The organism is Enterococcus sp. AZ170 (assembly GCF_050545135.1).
GTDB lineage: Bacteria > Bacillota > Bacilli > Lactobacillales > Enterococcaceae > Enterococcus_L > Enterococcus_L ureilyticus.
Genome location: NZ_CP172947.1, coordinates 3,185,287 through 3,206,060, shown reverse-complemented (window position 1 = coordinate 3,206,060; position 20,774 = coordinate 3,185,287). Strand labels below are relative to the sequence as shown.

General features: G+C 37.1%; 19 protein-coding genes. 13 read left to right on the top strand and 6 right to left on the bottom strand.

The genetic code is table 11. The features are described 5' to 3' along the window. The first annotated feature begins 81 nt into the window (after nt 1-81). The 3 genes from IGJ55_RS15345 to IGJ55_RS15335 are packed head-to-tail and all read left to right on the top strand — an operon-like array spanning nt 82 to nt 2,016. Nucleotides 82-969, top strand: coding sequence for an ABC transporter ATP-binding protein (locus tag IGJ55_RS15345; protein WP_429948433.1), 888 nt, complete (start codon nt 82-84; stop codon nt 967-969). Then, nucleotides 966-1,787, top strand: a complete 822-nt coding sequence (locus IGJ55_RS15340; protein WP_430606794.1) for an ABC transporter permease subunit — start codon at nt 966-968, stop codon at nt 1,785-1,787. The genes IGJ55_RS15345 and IGJ55_RS15340 overlap by 4 nt, the downstream gene beginning before the upstream one ends. Nucleotides 1,788-1,830: 43 nt before the next feature. Continuing rightward, nucleotides 1,831-2,016, top strand: coding sequence for a hypothetical protein (locus tag IGJ55_RS15335; protein WP_430606793.1), 186 nt, complete (start codon nt 1,831-1,833; stop codon nt 2,014-2,016). A gap of 81 nt (nt 2,017-2,097) precedes the next feature. On the opposite strand, the gene IGJ55_RS15330 is transcribed toward IGJ55_RS15335, so the two are convergent. Beyond that, nucleotides 2,098-2,949, bottom strand: coding sequence for an NAD(P)H-hydrate dehydratase (locus IGJ55_RS15330; protein WP_430606792.1), 852 nt, complete (start codon nt 2,947-2,949; stop codon nt 2,098-2,100). A 151-nt stretch (nt 2,950-3,100) separates the two neighbouring features. On the opposite strand from IGJ55_RS15330, the gene pepV reads away from it, so the two are divergent. The 3 genes from pepV (at nt 3,101) to IGJ55_RS15315 (ending at nt 7,180) form a co-directional block, all read left to right on the top strand. Further along, nucleotides 3,101-4,516 carry a dipeptidase PepV gene (gene pepV / locus IGJ55_RS15325; RefSeq protein ID WP_429948438.1) on the top strand — a complete coding sequence of 472 codons (1,416 nt, stop codon included), beginning with the start codon at nt 3,101-3,103 and terminating at the stop codon, nt 4,514-4,516. Nucleotides 4,517-4,707: 191 nt separating this feature from the next. Further along, entirely contained in the window at nt 4,708-5,661 is a 954-nt protein-coding gene (locus tag IGJ55_RS15320) for an ABC transporter ATP-binding protein (RefSeq protein ID WP_430606791.1), read from the top strand. Between the two features lies 1 nt (nt 5,662). Further along, nucleotides 5,663-7,180 (top strand): ABC transporter permease/substrate-binding protein, encoded by a 1,518-nt coding sequence (locus IGJ55_RS15315; protein ID WP_429948442.1) that lies wholly within the window; start codon nt 5,663-5,665, stop codon nt 7,178-7,180. A 1,079-nt stretch (nt 7,181-8,259) separates the two neighbouring features. Here the strand turns inward: IGJ55_RS15315 and IGJ55_RS15310 are convergent. The 3 genes from IGJ55_RS15310 to IGJ55_RS15300 form a co-directional block, all read right to left on the bottom strand. Beyond that, nucleotides 8,260-8,508, bottom strand: a complete 249-nt coding sequence (locus IGJ55_RS15310) for a hypothetical protein (protein WP_430606790.1) — start codon at nt 8,506-8,508, stop codon at nt 8,260-8,262. Nucleotides 8,509-8,569: 61 nt separating this feature from the next. Then, nucleotides 8,570-8,962 (bottom strand): hypothetical protein, encoded by a 393-nt coding sequence (locus tag IGJ55_RS15305; RefSeq protein ID WP_430606789.1) that lies wholly within the window; start codon nt 8,960-8,962, stop codon nt 8,570-8,572. Continuing rightward, on the bottom strand, nt 8,931-9,872 hold the full coding sequence (locus IGJ55_RS15300) for a polymorphic toxin type 44 domain-containing protein (protein WP_430606787.1): 942 nt from the start codon (nt 9,870-9,872) through the stop codon (nt 8,931-8,933). The genes IGJ55_RS15305 and IGJ55_RS15300 overlap by 32 nt, the downstream gene beginning before the upstream one ends. A gap of 309 nt (nt 9,873-10,181) precedes the next feature. Between IGJ55_RS15300 and argR the strand changes: the two genes are divergently transcribed. Together argR and IGJ55_RS15290 are read left to right on the top strand one after the other, a co-directional pair. Beyond that, entirely contained in the window at nt 10,182-10,637 is a 456-nt protein-coding gene (argR, locus tag IGJ55_RS15295; RefSeq protein ID WP_207121494.1) for an arginine repressor, read from the top strand. 38 nt (nt 10,638-10,675) lie between these two features. Next, complete coding sequence (locus tag IGJ55_RS15290) at nt 10,676-12,196, top strand: phosphomannomutase/phosphoglucomutase (protein WP_430606786.1); 1,521 nt, start codon at nt 10,676-10,678, stop codon at nt 12,194-12,196. A gap of 44 nt (nt 12,197-12,240) precedes the next feature. On the opposite strand, the gene IGJ55_RS15285 is transcribed toward IGJ55_RS15290, so the two are convergent. Both IGJ55_RS15285 and IGJ55_RS15280 read right to left on the bottom strand, forming a co-directional pair. After that, on the bottom strand, nt 12,241-13,101 hold the full coding sequence (locus IGJ55_RS15285) for an RluA family pseudouridine synthase (RefSeq protein WP_207121495.1): 861 nt from the start codon (nt 13,099-13,101) through the stop codon (nt 12,241-12,243). Nucleotides 13,102-13,686: 585 nt separating this feature from the next. Continuing rightward, complete coding sequence (locus IGJ55_RS15280) at nt 13,687-14,643, bottom strand: endo-beta-N-acetylglucosaminidase family protein (RefSeq protein WP_430606785.1); 957 nt, start codon at nt 14,641-14,643, stop codon at nt 13,687-13,689. Nucleotides 14,644-15,191: 548 nt separating this feature from the next. Here IGJ55_RS15280 and IGJ55_RS15275 point away from each other — a divergent pair. The 5 genes from IGJ55_RS15275 to IGJ55_RS15255 all read left to right on the top strand — a co-directional run bounded on the left by IGJ55_RS15275 (nt 15,192) and on the right by IGJ55_RS15255 (nt 20,610). Further along, complete coding sequence (locus IGJ55_RS15275; RefSeq protein ID WP_207121497.1) at nt 15,192-17,351, top strand: PBP1A family penicillin-binding protein; 2,160 nt, start codon at nt 15,192-15,194, stop codon at nt 17,349-17,351. A gap of 68 nt (nt 17,352-17,419) precedes the next feature. Then, a complete protein-coding gene (locus IGJ55_RS15270) occupies nt 17,420-17,761 on the top strand; it encodes a YlbF family regulator (RefSeq protein ID WP_069640283.1) in 342 nt (113 codons plus the stop codon). A 229-nt stretch (nt 17,762-17,990) separates the two neighbouring features. Beyond that, nucleotides 17,991-18,596, top strand: a complete 606-nt coding sequence (locus IGJ55_RS15265; RefSeq protein WP_069640282.1) for a CDP-alcohol phosphatidyltransferase family protein — start codon at nt 17,991-17,993, stop codon at nt 18,594-18,596. A 21-nt stretch (nt 18,597-18,617) separates the two neighbouring features. After that, the gene (locus tag IGJ55_RS15260) at nt 18,618-19,487 is read left to right on the top strand and encodes a phosphatidylserine decarboxylase (protein ID WP_069640281.1); all 870 of its coding nucleotides are present in this window, start codon (nt 18,618-18,620) and stop codon (nt 19,485-19,487) included. Next, nucleotides 19,480-20,610, top strand: a complete 1,131-nt coding sequence (locus tag IGJ55_RS15255; RefSeq protein ID WP_430606781.1) for a metallophosphoesterase — start codon at nt 19,480-19,482, stop codon at nt 20,608-20,610. The genes IGJ55_RS15260 and IGJ55_RS15255 overlap by 8 nt, the downstream gene beginning before the upstream one ends. The last annotated feature ends 164 nt before the right edge of the window (nt 20,611-20,774 follow it).

Below are 20,774 nucleotides of genomic sequence, written 5' to 3'. Positions count from 1 at the left end.
TCAATCAGATTTTTTTGACTAATAAGTTAACCTAGATATATACTGCAATTGACTAAGAGGTCAATGAGGAGGAATCGTAAAATGAAGGCCATTGAACTTATAGGCTTGACTAAAGTGTATAAAAAACAAGCAGCGATCGATCAAGTGAATCTTTCTGTAGAAAACGGTGAAATCTATGGTTTTATCGGCCCAAATGGTGCAGGAAAATCAACAACAATCAAAGCGATGTTGAATTTTACTTATCCAGATCAAGGAACTGCCACTTTACTTGGGTTGGATAGTATCAAAGATGCCAAAGAGGTTCGTAAACGCACAGGATATGTTTCGAGTGATGTACGATTTTATCCCCATATGACCACAGGTGAAATACTGCAGTATGTAGCTGATTTTCATCAAATAAAAAATAGCAAGCAACAAATCGATTACTTTATCGAGCTGTTCGATATTGATAGACAAAAAAAGATGTCCGAACTATCTTTAGGAAATAAAAAGAAAGTCGCTATCACGGCTGGTATTTTACCAAATCCAGAATTATTGATTTTAGATGAGCCGACCAATGGGTTAGATCCACTGATGCAGCATCGACTATTTGAAGAGCTGGAAAAATATAACCAAAAAGGCATGACGATTTTCTTATCCAGTCATGATTTAAATGAAGTGCAACAGCATGCACACCGGGCAGCATTCATCCGTCAGGGGAAAATCATCACCGTTCAAGATATTACAAAAGAAAAATCACTTGGAAAAGTTATTACATTGATCGGTGATCATATTCCGTTATCGCTTTTCGAAAAGATGGGGGCAGCAATTTTAAAACATCAAGGAAACGAAACACGATTATTTTACGAAGGCGATCTTCATAAGGTTGTACCATTGTTAGGAGATGAGTCGATTGAAGACTTTACAGTCACCAATCCAGAACTAGAGGATCAGTTTATGGCATTGTATGAAGGAGGAGCTGCAAAATGATCACAGCCAAAATCGAAAGTAAGTCATTAGTCAAAGGATTGATTATTTGGACGATTCTATTTGCAGTGATTATAGTTGGATTTAGTGCCGTGTACCTACAAATGCACAGCTCAGAAATGAAAGAGTTGTTGGATGCAAAGTTAAATGGGTTGTCTCCTTCACTATTGAAAACCTTCAATATCAGCGTGAGTGGACAAGCAAGTTTTTTAATAGCAACAGGTTTTTTTGCGTACTATTTTCAGTATATGTTCTTAGCAGCTTCTGTTTATGCAATGATGTTGGGAAGTCAGTCATTGATCAAAGAAGAAACGGACGGAACGATTGAATTTTTATATGCACAACCAGTAACGCGTAGCGGCATTGTTACAAGTAAGATAGCAGGAAACGTCTTTATCTTAGCAATTTTTTGGCTAGTATCATTTGCCGTTTCCTTAGGAGCAACGTTAATATATCGGCAATCAACAGATTCAGTAACGACGATCATCCGAGAAATTGGGAAGATTTTTACGCAGGAAAGTTTGATTTTATTGTTTTTCTTGTCTTTAGGTTTCTTTCTTTCAACACTTTTAAAATCAAGTAAACAAAGTACGAGTATTTCTTTAGGGATCGTATTTGGCTTTTATTTGATCGGGATTTTTTCCGATTTGAAAGAATCATTTAATTGGGCCAAAAACATTTCTCCGACCCATCTAGGAATTCCAAGTAATTTGCTGGATAAGGGATTGTCGGTAGTAAGTGTTGGTGTCTTAAGTGTTTTGATTGTGTTATTTTTTGGTGGAACATATTTGGTTTATCAACGGAAGGATTTGAAAATATAAGGTAATTTTATTAGACACCTTTCTGATAAAATCGACAGACTACATGAATCGTAATTGGAAACTGACGATTCAACTATTATTAAAGACTGTCTTACAATTGCCTGTTAAAAAGGAGAGTTCTAAGCAGGATATCGTTCAGTTGATAGTAGGCGTAGTTAATCAAATTATTGAGGAAAGCCTTCCGTTTGGAAAGAAACATCCTGAAGCTAGTGAAGTTTTACGAATGTAATTTCTAGCAGAGTGGATGGAAGTATATATGGGGATTTTACAAACTGATTTTTTTAGAAAAAAGACAGAAGGAAAGTGAGCCTCATTTTCCTTTTGTCTTTTTATTTATGTTTTCAGCCAGTTTCATGAAGCGAGGAATCTGCTGACTAATTTCAGTTGGTAAGACAACATAACGTTTTTTACCCAATTCTTCACCAATCTGGCTATGAAGATACACTGCTGCACAAATTGCGGCTTCTTTATCAGGAAATTGAGCTAAAAAACCAGTGATCATGCCAGCTAAAGTATCCCCCATTCCCCCAGTAGCCATAGCTGGAGTGCCTAAGGGATTTCGATATTGTTCATTCGTCGTATAGATTTCAGTTCGATGGCTTTTTAACACGATCGTTGCACCTAATTTTTTTTGAGCTGCTTGATTATTATCTATCGTCTGATGCGTCAGCTTAAGACCGCTCAGACGCTGCCATTCCATTTGGTGCGGAGTGAAAACTATGTGTTCTGGATAATTTAAGTGACTGTCGCTCTGAGCAAATAAGGTGATAGCAGATCCGTCAATCACAAGCCATTGAGTAGACGTTTGCTGTTGAAGAACCAGTTGCAACAGCTGTTGACTGTGTGAATCTAAACCTAGCCCAGGACCAATCAAGAGAACAGTTGCTGTACCTAATAACTCACTGACTGCTCGCGTAAGTGTCCAGTCAAGCACCATTGCTTCTGGTAAACGAGCATGCAGTGCGCTGTGATTATGTTTGGCTGTAATAACGGAAACCAATCCAGTCCCTGTTCTAACAGTAGCTTCGGTACTCATGATGATCGCGCCGCCATATGTTGCATTGCCGCCAACCAATACTGCACGTCCAAATGTTCCTTTGTGAGATTCTTGTGGACGTGGCTGGATCACTGCGGTTAAATCGTCTCTGGTTAAGTCTTTCATCCCGATAGTCTCCTTTAATTGCTTTTCTTTTAGTATAAATCTGTTTTGGAACAAGAGCAAAAGATTATGAAAAAACCATTTCCGCCTTTTTCTTTTAAACAAGTTAGTGGTATGATGGGAAGGTAGAATAATGAATTGGAGTGACTAAAAAATGACAATTGATTGGCAAAAAGAAGTAGACGCACGTAAAGATGCGCTATTAGAAGATTTACAAAATCTATTACGCATCAATAGTGAGCGTGATGACTCAAAAGTAACACCAGATGCACCATTTGGACCAGGACCTGTTGCTGGCTTGAAGCATATGTTAGCTTATGGCGAGCGTGATGGTTTCGTTGTGAAAAATGTTGATAACTACGCTGGACATATCGAGTATGGTGAAGGCAACGAAACCTTAGGCATCTTCGGTCACATGGACGTTGTACCTGCTGGGGACGGTTGGGATACAGATCCTTATGAACCTGTCATCAAAGATGGTAAAATCTTCGCGCGTGGTTCAAGTGATGATAAAGGCCCAAGTATGGCGGCATATTATGCGTTAAGAATCATCAAAGATTTAGGCGTACCATTATCTAAAAAAGTTCGCTTTGTTGTTGGAAGTGATGAAGAAAGTGGCTGGGGTGATATGGACTATTACTTCAAACACGAAGAAAAACCTGATTTTGGTTTCTCTCCTGATGCAGAATTCCCAATCATCAACGGTGAAAAAGGAAACGTATCGTTATACGCTCGTTTTGGCGGATCAAGCCAAGGCGAATATGAATTAGAAAGCTTTAATGCTGGCTTACGTGAAAATATGGTTCCAGGTACGGCAACGGCTGTAATCACAGTTCCAACTGCCGAAGCAGCTGAAAAAATGCAAGGCGCATTTAGCGTATTTGTAGATGAGGAGCCAATTTCTGGCGAATTTGAAGCGAATGGTGCAACTGTTACAATCAAAGTTGTAGGAAAAGGCGCACACGGCGCTAGCCCTCAATCTGGGATCAATGCGGCAACATACTTAGCAGTATTTTTAAACAGCTATGCATTTGCTGGCGCAGCAAAAGAATTTATCCAGGTTGCTGCAACGCTTGTTCATGAAGATTTCTATGGTGAAAAATTAGGCGTAGCCTTTGAAGATACTAAGATGGGTAAATTAACAATGAACGCTGGTTTATTCGTCTTCAAGAAAGATGCTGAAGAAGGCAACTTTATGAGCTTGAATTTCCGTTACCCTAAAGGCACAACAGCTGCTGAATTAGAAGCGGGTGTGAAAGCTACAGCAGGTGCAATCGGTGCTGAAATCGTTCAAGGTGGACGTAACCAAGAACCACATTACGTGCCAGCGGATGATCCATTGGTTGAAACCTTATTACAAGTTTACGAAGATCATACTGGTCAAAAAGGCCATGAACAAATCATCGGTGGCGGAACTTACGGACGTTTACTAAAACGTGGCGTGGCGTATGGCGCAATGTTCCCAGGCTATACAGACACCATGCATCAAGCCAATGAATTTATGGCGTTGGATGATTTATTCCGTGCGACAGCTATTTATGCGGATGCGATTTATCGTTTAGCGAAATAAATAGCGCTACTATAAAAATAAAAAAATCAGAAAACCTGACAGACAGTTGTCAGGTTTTTTTCTGTACAATAGAAACAAGTCGTTAGAAACATCGGACATTTTCAAGTATACTTATAAACATATTTAAAAATAATGAAAGATTACCTAAAAATAAAGAGCATATGCATACAAGAAAAAAATGAGGTGAATAAATGATTAAATTTCAAAACGTATCAAAAAAATACAACGATCAATTTGTATTAGAAAACTTCGATGTTTCAATTGAAGACGGTGAATTTTTTGTCTTAGTTGGTCCAAGTGGAAGTGGAAAAACAACCACTTTAAAAATGCTTAATCGTTTAATCGAGCCAACAGATGGCGATATCTATTTTAATAACAGACGATTGATTGATTACAATTTAAAAGAATTACGCTTAACGATCGGCTACGTTCTCCAACAAATCGCTCTTTTCCCAAATTTGACAGTTGCTGAAAACATCGAATTGATTCCCGAAATGAAGCACTGGAGTAAAGCAAAAAGACGAGAACGAACGGAAGAATTACTCAGAAAGGTCAGCTTACCACCAGAGGAATACCTCCATCGGAAACCTGCTGAATTATCTGGTGGTGAACAGCAACGTATTGGGATTTTACGTGCGATTGCAGCCAAACCAGATATTATTTTGATGGATGAGCCGTTCAGTGCGTTAGATCCAATTTCAAGAGGGCAATTACAATTATTGATCAAAGAACTACACAAAGAATTAGCGACTACTGTTGTTTTTGTGACCCACGATATGAATGAAGCGTTGCTTTTAGGTGATCGGATTTGTGTGATGAAGGATGGGCAAATCGTTCAAACCGATACACCGGAAGCTATCAAAAATCATCCAGCCAATGAATTTGTTGCGCAGTTCTTCCAACATGAACAGGCTAATTTAGAAAATTATTGTGCAGAAGATTTATTAGAAGCAGGATTTATTGAAGCTGGGCAAATAACCGGCGAAACGATAGTGAATTTAGGCACCGATTTACCAACTGTGATTGGCTTACTTGTTGATGGGAAAACAGTTGTACTAGTTAATGAGAAAGGATCTATCGGTGAAATCACAGATCGAACGATTTTACGCTTCTTAGAGACAAAGATAGAAAAAGGTGATCAATAATATGGGAAAACTGATAGAAACATTCGTGGCCCGCAAAGAAGACTTTATCCAAGCGGTTGTTGAACATATCCAACTATCGTTACTGTCATTATTGATTGCGATTCTCATAGCGATCCCGTTAGCGATTCTATTGACGAATTACAAAAAAGTCGCTGAATTTGTTCTGCAAATTACGGGGATTTTCCAAACGATTCCGTCACTCGCTTTATTAGGTTTATTGATTCCAGTTATTGGGATTGGCAGTCCGCCAGCCATTGTAGCGTTAGTGATTTATGCCCTATTTCCGATTTTGCAAAATACCTATACAGGTTTGACTGAAATCGATCCTTCTTTAGAAGAAGCAGCCGAAGCCTTTGGGATGAACAAACGGGAAAAACTAATCAAGTTTGAGTTGCAGTTGGCGTTACCCTATATCATTTCAGGGATTCGTACAGCAACCGTTATGATCATCGGAACGGCGACACTTGCGGCCTTGATCGGCGCAGGTGGTTTGGGTACATTTATTTTACTTGGGATCGACCGAAACAATGTGTACTTAATCTTGATTGGCGCAATTTCCTCTGCTATTTTAGCGGTCTTGTTTAACTTTGGGATCCATTTGTTGGAAAAAGCCACGGTGAAACGGATCATAGCTGCATTCATGGTATTACTTGCACTATTAGTAGGTTCATTTGTCTACACCCATCAAGAAGCAGAACAAAAAGAAATTACGGTGGCTGGAAAGTTAGGTGCAGAACCAGATATCTTGATCAACATGTATAAAGAATTGATCGAAGCAAATAGTGATATCCACGTAAATTTAAAATCAAACTTTGGTAAAACCAGTTTCTTATTTAACGCACTAAAATCAGGTGAAGTCGATGTCTATCCTGAATTTACCGGAACAGTTCTTGAAACGTTTTTGAAAGACAATAAGAATACATCCAATGATCCAAGAGAAGTGTACGAGTATGCGCGAGATCAAATTAAAGAACAAGAAAACATGGATTATCTGGAACCAATGCAGTATCAAAATACCTATGCAGTTGCAGTCAAACGATCATTTGCAGAAGAAAATGATCTGAAAACCATCGAAGATCTTAAAAAAGTCGAAAGTCAGTTAAAAGCTGGTTTTACACTAGAGTTTATTGATCGTGAAGATGGGTATAAAGGCTTGCAAAAATTATATAACTTGAATTTAGATGTGAAGTCGATGGAGCCATCGTTACGTTACCAAGCAATCAATAATGGGGATGTGAATGTGGTAGATGCCTATTCGACCGATAGTGAACTAAAGCAATATGATTTGGTGATTTTAAAAGATAATAAACAACTATTTCCACCGTATCAAGGTGCGCCATTGCTGAAAGCTGAAACGCTTGAGAAATATCCGGAATTAAAAGAATTATTGCAGCCTTTAGTTGGTAAAATCACGGAAGAAGAAATGAGTGAGATGAATTATCAAGTCAATGTGGAGCAAAAAGATCCGGCGACCGTTGCACATGATTATTTGGTGGAGCATGGGATGTTGGAAAAATAATGGTTGATAGACGAAAAGGCACAACATAAGAGAGCTATCTATCTCTTATGTTGTGTTTATTATACTTTATAAGGTATAATAAATGAGAAAGCAATCGCACTTAAGTGTGATTGTAAAAAAAAGCCAGTGCGGAAACACTGACTCTTTAGTTGAGTTTTGACTAAAGCTCGAAAGTGTACTACATTGCCACTATCTTACTTTAGCGGTTCAGATAGTGGTCTTTTTTTACTCAAAAATCGAAGTGATAAAAAGTTTAATCCCTTCGACAATATAGTAAGCCACAAGTGTGACGACTATTTTCGAAGCGATATCTTTTAACAAATCTTTCAAGGACCGCTTTTCCAATGTATTAAAGCAGGACAAAAGCGATAAAGACATATCTTTATGGCATCAACTCCTTTTTCAGAGCTTCAGCCGTTATTCAACTAGTTATAGTATATCAAAAATTGTATTGATAGTGTATTAAATACTTTACAAAAATCGGTATGATAAGTTGCTTTCCAGAGACTTTATAAGGTATAATTGTTGAGAAGGTAATCGATAATCATTACGATTACAAAAAAGCCAGTGCTGATACACTGACTCTTTAGTTGAGTTCTGACTAAAGCCCGATTGTTTAATGTTGCCACTATCTTACTTTAGTCGAGCAGATAGTGGTCTTTTTTTACTCAAAAATCAAAGTGATAAAAAGTTTAATCCCTTCGACAATATAGTAAGCCACAAGTGTGACAACTATTTTCGAAGCGATATCTTTTAACAAATCTTTCAAGGACCGCTTTTCCTAAGCACTAAAGCAGGACAAAAGCGATAAAGACATATCTTTATGGCATCAACTCCTTTTTCAGAGCTTCAGCCGTTATTCAACTAGTTATAGTATATCAAAAATTGTATCGATAGTGTATTAAATATTTTACAAAATAATAACGAGCAAACAGTCAGCCGTGGAGAATGTTCATCTGATCGAATGCTACGGATTCTGGTAGATAGCATTCTATTTTAATGTACGTATTATTGACTCAGGCAACTTGATTTATCAGTTCGTGCTGATTATTTTTGGCTTCAAAATGTCAAGTGACCACTTAACATCTTGAGGTGTCGGCTGTTTCCTCGTTACTATCGTGGCTATAATAATAAAAATTTCCGTTATCATCCTCTCTTTGTTTCATTTCCTGCCAAATTTTTTCTGGGAAATATTCTTTTTCAGTATCCTTATTTTCTAAATAACTCATAGCTCGTGAGCGGATTTTTATGAATAAAAATAGTAAGCCTATTAGAAACAGAAAAAATCCACCTAAGATATACCACTGATATTTAATATAGAAATCCAATAAACTTCCTCCATTCGTATTTATTAGAAAACCCAAATTATTAACTTAGCTCTATTTTTATTTAATCGTTATCTTCAATTATAATGCTGGATGTTATTATCGAGTCAGTTTTATTTTTTATTTTAGCTGTGTAGGTATTGCCTTTTTCTACAGTATAAACATAATAAAACTTATTTTTTGGAGTGAATCTATCCTCACCAATATTATATGGTTTTAAAACTTTTTGGGTTTGATCGTCATATAAATTTACGGAGAAATCATTTTTGTGTTTTTTATCAACGTAAATAAATACTTGTGCTTCATTATTATCTTTAGATATTTTTATTTTAAATTCTCGTTCTTGGTTAGGCGAGTACTTCTGTCCGTTATATTTTGGGACTAAGAAGAAGACAAGCGAGAAAAGTAAAATAACAATAATTATACTACTTGCTTTTAATATACTTTTTAAAGTCATCGATACCCTCCTGAACAGCAGAGCCGTCACCTTCGTTATCGCCGTAACCATTCGCTTTCCAAGTACTTACACCACTAGTAAAGTCTTTGGAAAAATAATAAGCAAATAGACTTAACTTGCTCGGGTCTCCCTTAGCTACATCACTTAGAATTTGAGCAACGCCAGCTCCCATTTTTAGAGTTTCACCGTTGAAGAACAAAGCACCTTGTCCGTAATAGCCAAATAAATAATTGCCTAAATAGTCCCTACGATCTTCGATACCTTTTGACCATCCTCTTGCCCAAATTGAATAGTCTGAATCTCCAAAAGTTCTACTCTTCAAATCAAGTGGTTTTGCTGTGTTGACCATATCAATAAATTGTTTGTAGTTTAACGTGTTTTTATCAGAGACATCAATAGCGTTATCGCCAAAATTTCTGGTTACTGCTTTAATATCAATATCAAGCCCTTGTAATATTCCTGCAAGTTTTTTCTCGGCTTCGATCGCTTCGGGGGAGTTAGCGCCAAATTTTGCTCGTATTTTATCATACTCATCAAAAGCAAGTTTTGCCAAAGAATAAAGGTAATTTTCATATACACGAGCGATTTTCTCGGCTTTTTCGGTAGGAGACAAACTTTTATCATCTTTAATCTCCTGAACGAGTTTTGCATAGTCTAATGGCAAAACAAAGTTATCTTTCCATTCCTTATTAATGCTCTTTGCCCAGTCAAGCTTTAGCTTAGCGGTGCTATACGTATCATTTGAACCATCAAAGCAGTTCGTGCTAGAAAGTGCGGATAGACCTTGGCTGACATTATCTAGCAATGAATCAGCAGTAGTATATAAATCAGAACCATCATCGGCATTAACATTTCTAGTTCCAAATGACGGACTACTAGTTATTTCACTTACTCTAATTTTTAATCCCAATAATAGAAACTCCTTTTAGCGACTCTCTTGTTTTAGTTTCAACTGTTTATTTATTCTATATTAAGTTTATCATTATTTACATTTTGCAACAATATTAACTTTTTATTATGGATTAGGAATTGAAATATAAGAAAATGAATCTAATAAAAACCAAAGCTTCGCGTCCGTGATACCAAACGGACGCGAAACTTTTTTCATCTCATACGCCATTTTTCTCATAATAAAGTAATTTTTACCAAAAAGAAATGCAAATTTCTCAAACTTTCGCTATAATAAAGAAAATAACCAAAACAGGAAGTGTAGCTAAACATGAAAAAAGCAGACCGACAACGGTTGATCAAGCAACTGATCACAGAAAATGAAATAGAAACCCAAGACGACCTGATTGCACTTCTTGAACAATCTGGTGTCAAAGCAACCCAAGCTACTGTTTCAAGAGATGTACGTGAAATGAGCATCGTTAAAACGCACGGTTCAGATGGCAGAGTAAAGTATGCCTTATTTTCTCAACAACAAGTATCTAGCAGTGAGGAAAAACTAAAAGAATCTGTGAAAGATTCAGTGACTCGCATGGAACGTGTCCAATTTATGGTCATCGTCCATACAGATATGGGCGCAGCAGATGTCGTCACTAATTTTTTAGATGAAGTCAGTTATGAAGAAATTGCAGGAACGGTCGCAGGAGTTGATACAATCATTATTATTGCTCGCTCAGAAGATGACGCGGTAGCTGTTGTTGAACGTTTTGAAGCAATGATAGATTAAAATAAAACCAATCAAAAAATGAAGGGAGATTTGGTTACATGGATTTGAAAGCGTTACAAAACGGGTCAGATATAAGAGGAATAGCAATAGAGCATGAGGAAAAAACAGCGAACTTAACACCAGCGCAAGTCGGGAAAATTGCAGTCGGAATGGTTCATTGGCTTCGTGTTGAGAAACACTTAGCTGAAAAACATCAATCAGGAAAATTAAAAATCGGTATCGGTCATGATAGCCGTATTTCGGCAGATAGCTTAAAACAAGCTTTGATTGACAGCTTTGTAGAGCAAAATATCGAAGTGTTAGATTTTGGTTTAGCGACAACGCCAGCTATGTTTATGACCACGCAATTTCCACAATATGATTGTGATGCGGCAATTATGATCACTGCGAGCCATTTGCCTTATTATTTTAATGGCTTGAAGTTGTTCACTAAATCTGGAGGCGCAGAGAAAAAGGATATTGCGTATCTCTTAGAACACACTGACAAACCAGCACTTGTAGCGAAAGGAACAGTTACCAAAACCTCGATTTTAGAGGATTATTCTGCTGATTTAACCGATAAAATTCGCAAAGGCATGAAAACGACAGAAGAAAAACCATTAGAAGGTTTTCATATCATAGTAGATGCTGGTAATGGAGCAGGTGGTTTCTTTGCAGAACAAGTCTTAGCCAAACTTGGCGCAGACATTACAGGTTCGCAATTTTTAGAACCTGACGGTATGTTCCCAAATCATATTCCTAATCCTGACAATAAAGAAGCAATGGCAAGTATTCAGCAAGCAGTTTTGAGAAACAAAGCAGATTTAGGTGTGATTTTTGATACGGATGTAGATCGCTCGGCGGTAGTGGATGCGTCAGGTGAAGTAATCAACCGAAATAATTTGATTGCTGTTCTAGCGACAATCGTTTTAGCTGAATATCCAGGCAGTAGCATTGTAACAAATTCACCAACTTCAAGTCATTTGAAAGTATTCATCGAGTCAAAAGGTGGTAAACAAGTGCGTTATGTTTCTGGTTATCGCAATGTGATCAATAAAATGATTGAACTGAACGATGAAGGAATCGATACTCAATTAGCAATCGAAACCAGTGGACATGCAGCTTTTAAAGAAAATTACTATTTAGATGATGGTGCCTATGTTATCGCTAAAATCCTGATGCTGTTACCTAAATTAAAAAAAGAGGGCTCAACACTTGGCGATTTGATCAGCTCATTAAAACAACCAGCAGAAACTCAGGAATTACGCTTTGAGATTCTAGCAGAAAATGTTCGCGAGTACGGTGAACAAGTGATTCGAGATTTAAATGATTTTGTAGAGAGTCAACGAGGGCTAAAAATTGATCCTGAAAACTATGAAGGGATACGAATCAATGTTTCTAATGAATATGGCAGCGGGTGGTTGTTATTGCGTATGAGTTTGCATGAACCCTTACTAGTTTTACAAGTCGAAAATGATCAAGATGGAATGAATCAAAAGGTTTTAGAAGAATTAGCAAGTTTCTTTGAAGAGTATAAACAATTGGATTTAGCTAAATTAAAGGAATCATTGAAGAAGTAATAAAAAGCTAGGAAAGAACATTTGTGTTCTTCCTAGCTTTTCATTTACCATAAACTAGGTTCAGCAATTGCTGCAATCACTTCTCCAGTAAATGGATGGGTTAGGTGTAATTCATAAGCATGAAGCATCAAACGCCCAGTAGGTTTTGGATGGTACAAAGGATCACCAATGATTGGGTGCCCTATACTTGCCAAATGTACACGGATTTGATGGGTTCGGCCAGTTTCTAAAATGCAATAGAGTGTTGTCTGATTCACCTTTTTTACATAAGAATCAACTTCAACATGCGTAATTGCCAGATCGCCACGTTGCTCATCAATCACACGTTTGCGCCGATCATGTCGATCACGGCCAATTTTTTTACGAATAGTCAAAGAGTTGGCTAAATTTCCCGAAATCACCGCTTGGTAACGTCGATAGATTTGTTTACTTTCTAATAGACGTCCTAAAATGGGCAATACAAAAGGATTTTTAGCAAATAAAATCGCACCACTTGTTTCTTTGTCTAAACGATGCACCACATATGGAATTTGTTTTTTCGGTGCCAAATAAGCAGCTAAATGATTGAGTAGTGTATCATTTTCATCAGGTTGGTTAGGATGAGTTTTCATTCCTATCGGTTTATTCAAAATAATCAACTGTTCATCTTCAAATAAAACATCAATATTCGCGGTATTTCCTAGAAGAATCGTAGGTGTTGGATAGTCTTCTGATTCAAACTTTAAAGTAACAATATCCCCACTTTTTACAGGGAAATGAAACAGTGCAGACGATCCGTTAATCGAGACATTTTTTCGAGTGCGCAAAAAATGTCGGACTTTACGAGGGACTAACCATTCTTGTTCAAGCAGTTCTCGGACTGTTTGTTCTTTAAAATTCTTAGGTAACTGGATGGATAATTCCATTTGTTTTCCACCTTTTCAATAGCGTTCTCTCATAGTTTAACAAATGAAGGGATAAGTTCAAGTGGTTAGATGGAATTAAATCGGTAGAGGAAGCAGAAGTTAATTTTTGAAACGGATTACTGGAAAGGAGTAACTTTTCTATGGGCCATTGCTCAGGTTGTTCTTTGCGATTCGCAGCAATTGACCAATTTTTAAAGTTTGCTGTTCTTTTTAAAGTTGTCTATCGTTATTTAGTTTAAGAAGATTGGTGATTCACAAGTAATGAAACGTGCCAGGTATTGCGTCTGATCTGCTTTAATATAGTTAATTATGGTGATTCACAAGTGATGAAACTTCGCTCACTGCGTTCGCCAAGTATTGCTCATCATCTGCTCTGTCATTGCCAATCGCAGTGATTCGCAACAAAATACCCACTCTTTGGGGAAGAGTGGGAAAAGGAGTTAAAAAATGAAAAAGTGTTTTGTTAGGGTTGTTTGTTGGTATACATATATAATACAAATCAAATATGAATTTTTTGTGTATTAATTGATTCAAAACTGTAAATTTTTTCTAAAGAAGTGTTTAAGTTTTTCACAAAACGGTTAACTATTGACCATTCATCGTATTAATCAAACGTTTCGTCCAGCTAAAATCAGTTTTTGTGATTGTATCATCACCAAATTGTTTGCCATCTCGATCAATGGCGTAAACAAACATGCCCCCTTTTTGTCCATCTTTTGGATGCCACTTTGCATAAGAATAAGCGCGACTTGTTTGATAAGGGTCTACAGTATCATTCCACCGATTATGGTCTTGTTCTTCGGGGAAAGAGATTCCAGGGAGAAATTGTTGTGGGATGATCGAAGTTTTATACGTATTCCAAGTATTATCCAAAGATGCAGCAGAGCGGCCATAAGCTTGGACAAATAAATAATCAAAATAAGAAGCAGTTTTTTTAAATAAAGAATGATTGTCTTTATTTGTATCATAAATCAATAGTTTCCCTGTATTGGCCTTTGGACCTAATTGTTTCGATAATGCTTTGAACGTACCCACAGCCATTTCTTCTTGCTGGGCGGTCAAGCTAGATTCCATATCGACGTCCAGTCCATCTAAGTTCCAGGGTGTTAGATAAGTATCAATTAATTGTTGTGCATGGCGTTCATACTCAGCTGTTGTCGGGGTAACACCTGTATGTGGAACATTCCAAACTTCTCTAATATCAATTGTCCGAATGACACGTGTTCCTCTGGCGTGCAATAGTGGAACATAAGTAGTTTTCAGGGTGTCCCAGAATTTCTGTTGATTCGTCCCTGGGTTGACATAATGGAAGACAGAGACAATATCTACTCCTTCTGGAATATCTGTCATCGCAGTTACATTTTGATCAGGTAAAGTGGAGTTTGCATCATGAGGCATGGTAATATCGCGCCAGGTACGATAATAGGCCATCATAATCGGATCTTCTGGATTAGCCTCTATAGCATTTGATTGGTTAGGCAACAGACTAAAACTTAGTAAAATAAAAATTGGGATCAGCAAAAATGTTAACTTCTTAGACATAAAAACACTCCTCTTCGATTTCTTTTGAAACGTTTACATTTCGGGAAAAGTGTAGCATAAAAAAATCAAAAGTCACAATGAGAGTGGCTAGAGATAGCTATCTAGGTATCAGTTTCACTTTTTTACTCACTTATTTGAAAATTTTCTCGAAATAAAAAAAGACCCACTCTTTGGGGAAGAGTGGGAAAGGAGTTAAAAAATGAAAAAGTGTTTTGTTAGGGTTGTTTGTTGGTATATATATATAATACAAACTAAATATGAATTTTCTTTGCCCTAATTTATTTGAAATTGTAACTTTTTTCTAAAGAAATCATTAAGAGGAGAAACTTTTTTTTATATTCTAACTAATAAGCTCGATCCGTAGTATATTCTTAAGAATTTTTATTTTCTTGACAGATTCTTAAGCTTTTCTACATAAAATTAAAAGAAAAGCATGCTAAAATAGGCAAAACATGATCTCTGTGCATAATTCATGCTAAAGCCGGATGAATCTAAATGCTAAATTATGTTAAAATAGCTTAGAAACTTTTATATAAAGAGGGAGCACTATGGACTTTAAAACAATTATGGAAAAAATAAAATCTGGTTTCCAACGTTTTTGGACGTGGATCAAACCGTATCTTGTTCGTTTTCATTACTGGCGTAAGCGGATTTGGAAAAAATATCAAATTAATAAAATTATTTTGCTATTAGGGATGCTTGTTGTTCTCATTGCCAGCATTTATTTGTTTACGTTGGCTAAATCTGCAAATGTCGGTGCTTTGAAAAAAGGGTTAGAGGAATCTACCGTTATTTATGATAAAAATGGCGATGAAGCAGGGAAATTATTTGGGCAAAAAGGAACCTTCGTCACGATCGATCAAATTTCTCCCTATGTGAAAGACGCGTTAATTTCAACTGAGGATCGAAATTTTGAGACCCACCATGGGTATGATATCAAAGGACTTTTTCGGGCGGTAGTCGGAAAACTTAGTTTTGGTAAAATTGGTGGAGGCGGCGGAGGAAGTACGATCACTCAGCAGCTAGCCAAAAATGCCTACCTCACACAAGAACAAACAATGACACGTAAAGCAAGAGAACTATTTTTAGCGATCGAAATCGAGAAAAAATATGATAAACAGCAGATTTTAGAAATGTATCTGAATAATTCCTACTTTGGTAATGGGGTTTGGGGAATTGAAGATGCTTCACATCGCTATTTTGCTGTCAGCGCCAGTGAATTAACAGTAGGTCAAGCAGCAACTTTAGTTGGTATGTTGAAAGGACCAGGTATTTACAATCCACTTGATTACTTGGAGAATGCGGTAAATCGTCGTAATACAGTGTTACAATTAATGGTTGATAATGGCAAATTATCTCAAGGTGAAGCCGATGCTCAAGCAGGGGTGGATATGAATAGTATGCTAGCTGATAATTATTCAGATAAAAACTCCGATTATCGCTATCCTTATTACTTTGATGCAGTGATTGATGAAGCAGTGAATAAGTATGGGATGAAAGAGGAAGACTTATTAAATAAAGGCTATAAAATCTATACAGCATTAGATCAAAATTATCAAACAGCGATGCAGCAGACATATGACAATGATGCCCTATTCCCACCGAATGCAGAAGATGGTGCAGTGGTTCAAAGTGGATCAGTTGCCCTTGATCCTAAAACGGGTGGCGTACAAGGAGTAGTTGGCGGACGAGGCGAGCATGTGTATCGTGGGTTTAACTTTGCCACTCAAACAAAACGTTCTCCTGGTTCATCCTTGAAACCAATTTCGGTGTACACACCGGCATTGGAAACTGGAATGAAACCAGATAGTATTTTAGAAGATCAACCGCAAGATTATTACCCAGCAGAAAACTATAGCCGCACAAATAGTGGTGAAGTCCCAATGTATCAAGCATTAGGAGAAAGTTTGAATCTACCTGCTGTTTGGACGTTGCATAAAATAGGGTTGGATAAAGGCTTTGAAAAGACACAAAAATTTGGGATCCCATTAGCGAGCGAAGATAAATATTATGGATTAGCTTTAGGTGGATTGAAAACGGGTGTTTCACCGTTGACGATGGCGAATGCTTACAGTCCATTTGCAACTGGTGGCGCTCAGTCAGAGGCTCACTTGATTACTAAAATCGTTGACTCAACAGGTGCTGTGATCGAAGATAATACAAATGCTAAAACAAAACAAATCATCACAAAAGATACAGCGGATCAAATGACGAGTATGCTTCTAGGTGTCTTTAGTTCGGGAACAGGGATCAATGCTGATCCGGCTGGTTATGTCATGGCTGGTAAGACTGGAACGACAGAGACCAATTTTGATACAGATAAAACGAATGACCAGTGGGTTGTCGGCTATACACCGGATGTAGTGATTGCAACATGGCTTGGTTTTGAACAAACAAGTGAAAGTCACTATTTACAAGGAAGTAGTGCCACGCATGCTTCAACTGTCTTTAGTAGTCAAGCACAAGGGATCATGCCGTATACAGCGCAAACACCATTCACTGTAGCAGATGCTTATGCGACAGGTGGGATCGTACAAGAAGCTGGAGCAGTTCCAGCAGGAAATACTAATGATTGGCAAGATAGTGTGAAAGATATCGGTGGTCAAGTTAAAGAAGGTGCCAAAGATATCGGCGGCAAAATCAAAGAAGGTTGGGACAATGCGAAAAATGGCTTGAAAGACTTCTTTGGTGGTTTAACAGGAGAATAATCGGTTTGAAAACGAATCAAAGAATGGTACAATCAAAGAGAAGAATTTATAGAAACGAGGGAGATTGAATGAGCAATATTTATGATACAGCTAATCAAGTAGAACGCGAAATCCGTGAGATGGAAGAGTTTAAAGCCTTAGAACAAGCTTACGCTGAAGTGAAAGCAGACGAAGAAGCATACACTTTATTCAAAGAATTCCAAACGTTCCAACAAGGTTTACAAGAAAAACAAATGCGTGGCGAAGAATTTTCAGAAGAAGATGCTGAAAAAGCGCAAGCGTTAGCAACAGAGGTTCAAAAAGCAGAGGTCATCAACCAATTGATGCAAAAAGAACAAGCATTTAGCTTGATTGTGAATGATTTGAACCGTATTATCATGACACCGATTCGTGATTTGTATAACGATTAATTGATTAAATTGTAAAAAGGCTCTTTAAACATAGCAGATAGAATGTATTTTCACTGCTATATTAAAGAGGCTTTTTGTTTTTTTATGGCACATTTGATTTGCGAAAAGGAGTAGAGAATAAAACATATGAGACACTAAAAATCACATGAAATCTGAAAAAATTTCCCAATTTCTGCTCTTTTAATGATATAGTAATACTAAATGAAAAAAGGATTGGGGAACAAAAAGTATGATTGGTATTTATGATTACACAGTTATTCTAACCTATGGAAATGCAGTTTTTTCTATAGTTGGTATGTATTTAGCATTAACCCAGCATATCGTTGAAGCAATTTTTTGTTTAGTCTTGTCAGGTATTTGTGATATGTTTGATGGCTTTGTTGCGAATATGAAAGAGCGGACAAAAAGTGAAATGTGCTACGGTATTCAAATCGATTCATTAGCTGATTTGATCAGTTTCGGGGTTTTTCCGACTGTTTTAGGGTATGCATCTGGTTTGACGCAAGGGATTTATTTGCCATTATTTGTATTTTATATTTTAGCTGCGTTGATTCGTTTGGCACATTATAATGTGACTGAAATGGAACGAAAAGAACAGACGTGTGATCGTCGTGAATATTATGAAGGCTTACCCGTGACAAGCAGTGCTGCACTGATACCTTTGTTATTCTTTATTGCGGGTAGATTGCATATTGCGATCGCCTTAGTTTATCCAGCAGCCTTACTCGTCATTGGTTTTTTATTTATTTCAAAAGTGAAAATCAAAAAAGTCGATCCTAGAAAGCTAGCTTTTGGGGCATTCGTAGGTGCAATTGTCGCCTTTATTATTCGCTAAACTTTTCAAAGGAGTAAAGACATGGAAAAACGCTTTAAAACAGTGTCTATTTCAGAAAGCGGAAGTCATTTATTGACTTTTCTATATAAAAATCCAGTAGGACGCCTTCTTTTAAAGGGATGCATCCAGCCTCCGCTGACCAAAGTGGCTGGGGCTTATTTAAATAGCCCGCTCTCAAAAGGAATGATTCCCCGCTTCATCAAGAAAAACAAACTCCAAGTAGAAGACTACATAGCTGAAGAGTACACTTCGTTCAACCATTTCTTTATGCGGGAGATCAGACCTGAAGCACGTCTACTGACTGAAGAGGAAGCATTTTTATGTGCGCCGTGTGATGCTAAAGTCACCGTTTATCCAATCAGTAAAAAACGAACGTTTAATGTGAAACATTCTGAATATGCTCTTTCAGAGTTACTTGATAACACAAGCCTTGCTGATGAATGGCAAGGCGGTAGTGCTGTCATTTTTCGTTTAACACCTGATGACTATCATCATTATTATTTTATTGATGAAGGAACGATTCTCGAACAACAGAAAATTTCGGGTGTATTCCACACAGTTCAACCAGTAGCAATCCATAATGAGCCCGTTTTTTCTAGAAACGCCAGAGAAGTTACGGTGATTGAAACCAAAAACTTTGGGAAAATCATACAGATCGAAGTAGGTGCTTTAATGGTCGGCAAGATCAAAAACTTAAAAAAATCAGGAAAGTGTCATCGTTTTGAGAAAAAAGGGTGGTTTGAATTTGGCGGATCAACAGTGATTCTATTATTTCAAGAACATCAAGTGCGAATCGATCCTGAAATTTGGCTTAACACCGAAAATAATCGTGAAACGATCGTCGATTTTGGTCAGGTGATAGGTGAAAAGAGAGAGGGGAATAATGAATAAATTAGCCTTTCTAGGCATTACTGGATTATTCCTTTTAGGGAACTACTATATTGGTAGAAAATTTCTGGCTATTTTAAAGCATTTTGTATGGTTTAAATATCCAGGGATCTTATGGGGAATCATTGGTTTATTGGCTATTGCAGCCTTAGTGACATTATTAGTGTTTAATGGAAATGTTGGTGGTGTGGTTGGGAAAATCGGCAGTTACTGGTTGTCGTACTGGTTTTTATCGTTAGTTAGTTTTGGGATAACTGATTTGATCCTTAAAATAACTAAAAAAAACACAATGATTCAATCAAAAAATGAGTTGCTTATTTGGATAATTGCACTAGCTGTAACAGTTGTTTTATTTTGGTATGGTTCATGGCAAGCGCAACAAATCAAGACAGTGAATTATCAAGTAACAATCGATAAACCAACAGACGGTAAGTCCCAAAAAATAAAGGCCGTTTTGATTAGCGATGTGCACCTAGGCTATGTTAATGACGTGAAGAAATTAGAAAAAATTGTCACAAAAATCAATCAACTGCAGCCAGATATTATTTTTATTTCCGGTGATTTGTTTGATGGTAATTATCAAGCATTACAAGATGCAAAGGGCATGGAAAAACAGCTTAGTCGACTGTCTTCTGTTTATGGTACCTACATGTGTTGGGGCAATCATGATGCTGGAGCAAGCTTTGAAAAGATGAAAGAGTTAGTTCAATCAGCAAAAATTACTTTGTTAGAAGATGAAATGACAGTTGTTGGTGAAGAACTATTGGTTGTCGGTCGCAAAGATAGCCGACCGATCGGTTCACAAGATGGCACTAGAGAAAGTCTGCAAGATCAATTTGAAAAAGTCGGAAACCAACTACCAAAAATTATCTTAGATCATCAACCCTCTAACCTAGAAGAATATGAGCAATCAAATGAGTTGATTCTTTCAGGCCATACCCATCAAGGGCAAATATTTCCATTCAGCTTAGTAACAAAAGCGTATTTTATTGTGGACTATGGTTACTATCGTAAAAATGAAAATAGCCCACAGGTGATAGTCTCTTCTGGTGTTGGGACATGGGGACCGCCAATGCGGATTGGGACACAAAGTGAAATCGTTCAAATCGATATTATAATAGAATAGCTGGAAATAGTAGGACTGGAATCGTAGCTCGTAGAGTTTGATTTCAGTTTCTTTCTTTTTATAGTCTTTAAAAAATGAAAAACGAACAAATTTTCGTATGTTTTTACTGACCGATACTTAATAAAATGATATGATTAGAGAAAAGAATCAAGGCGAATAGGAGG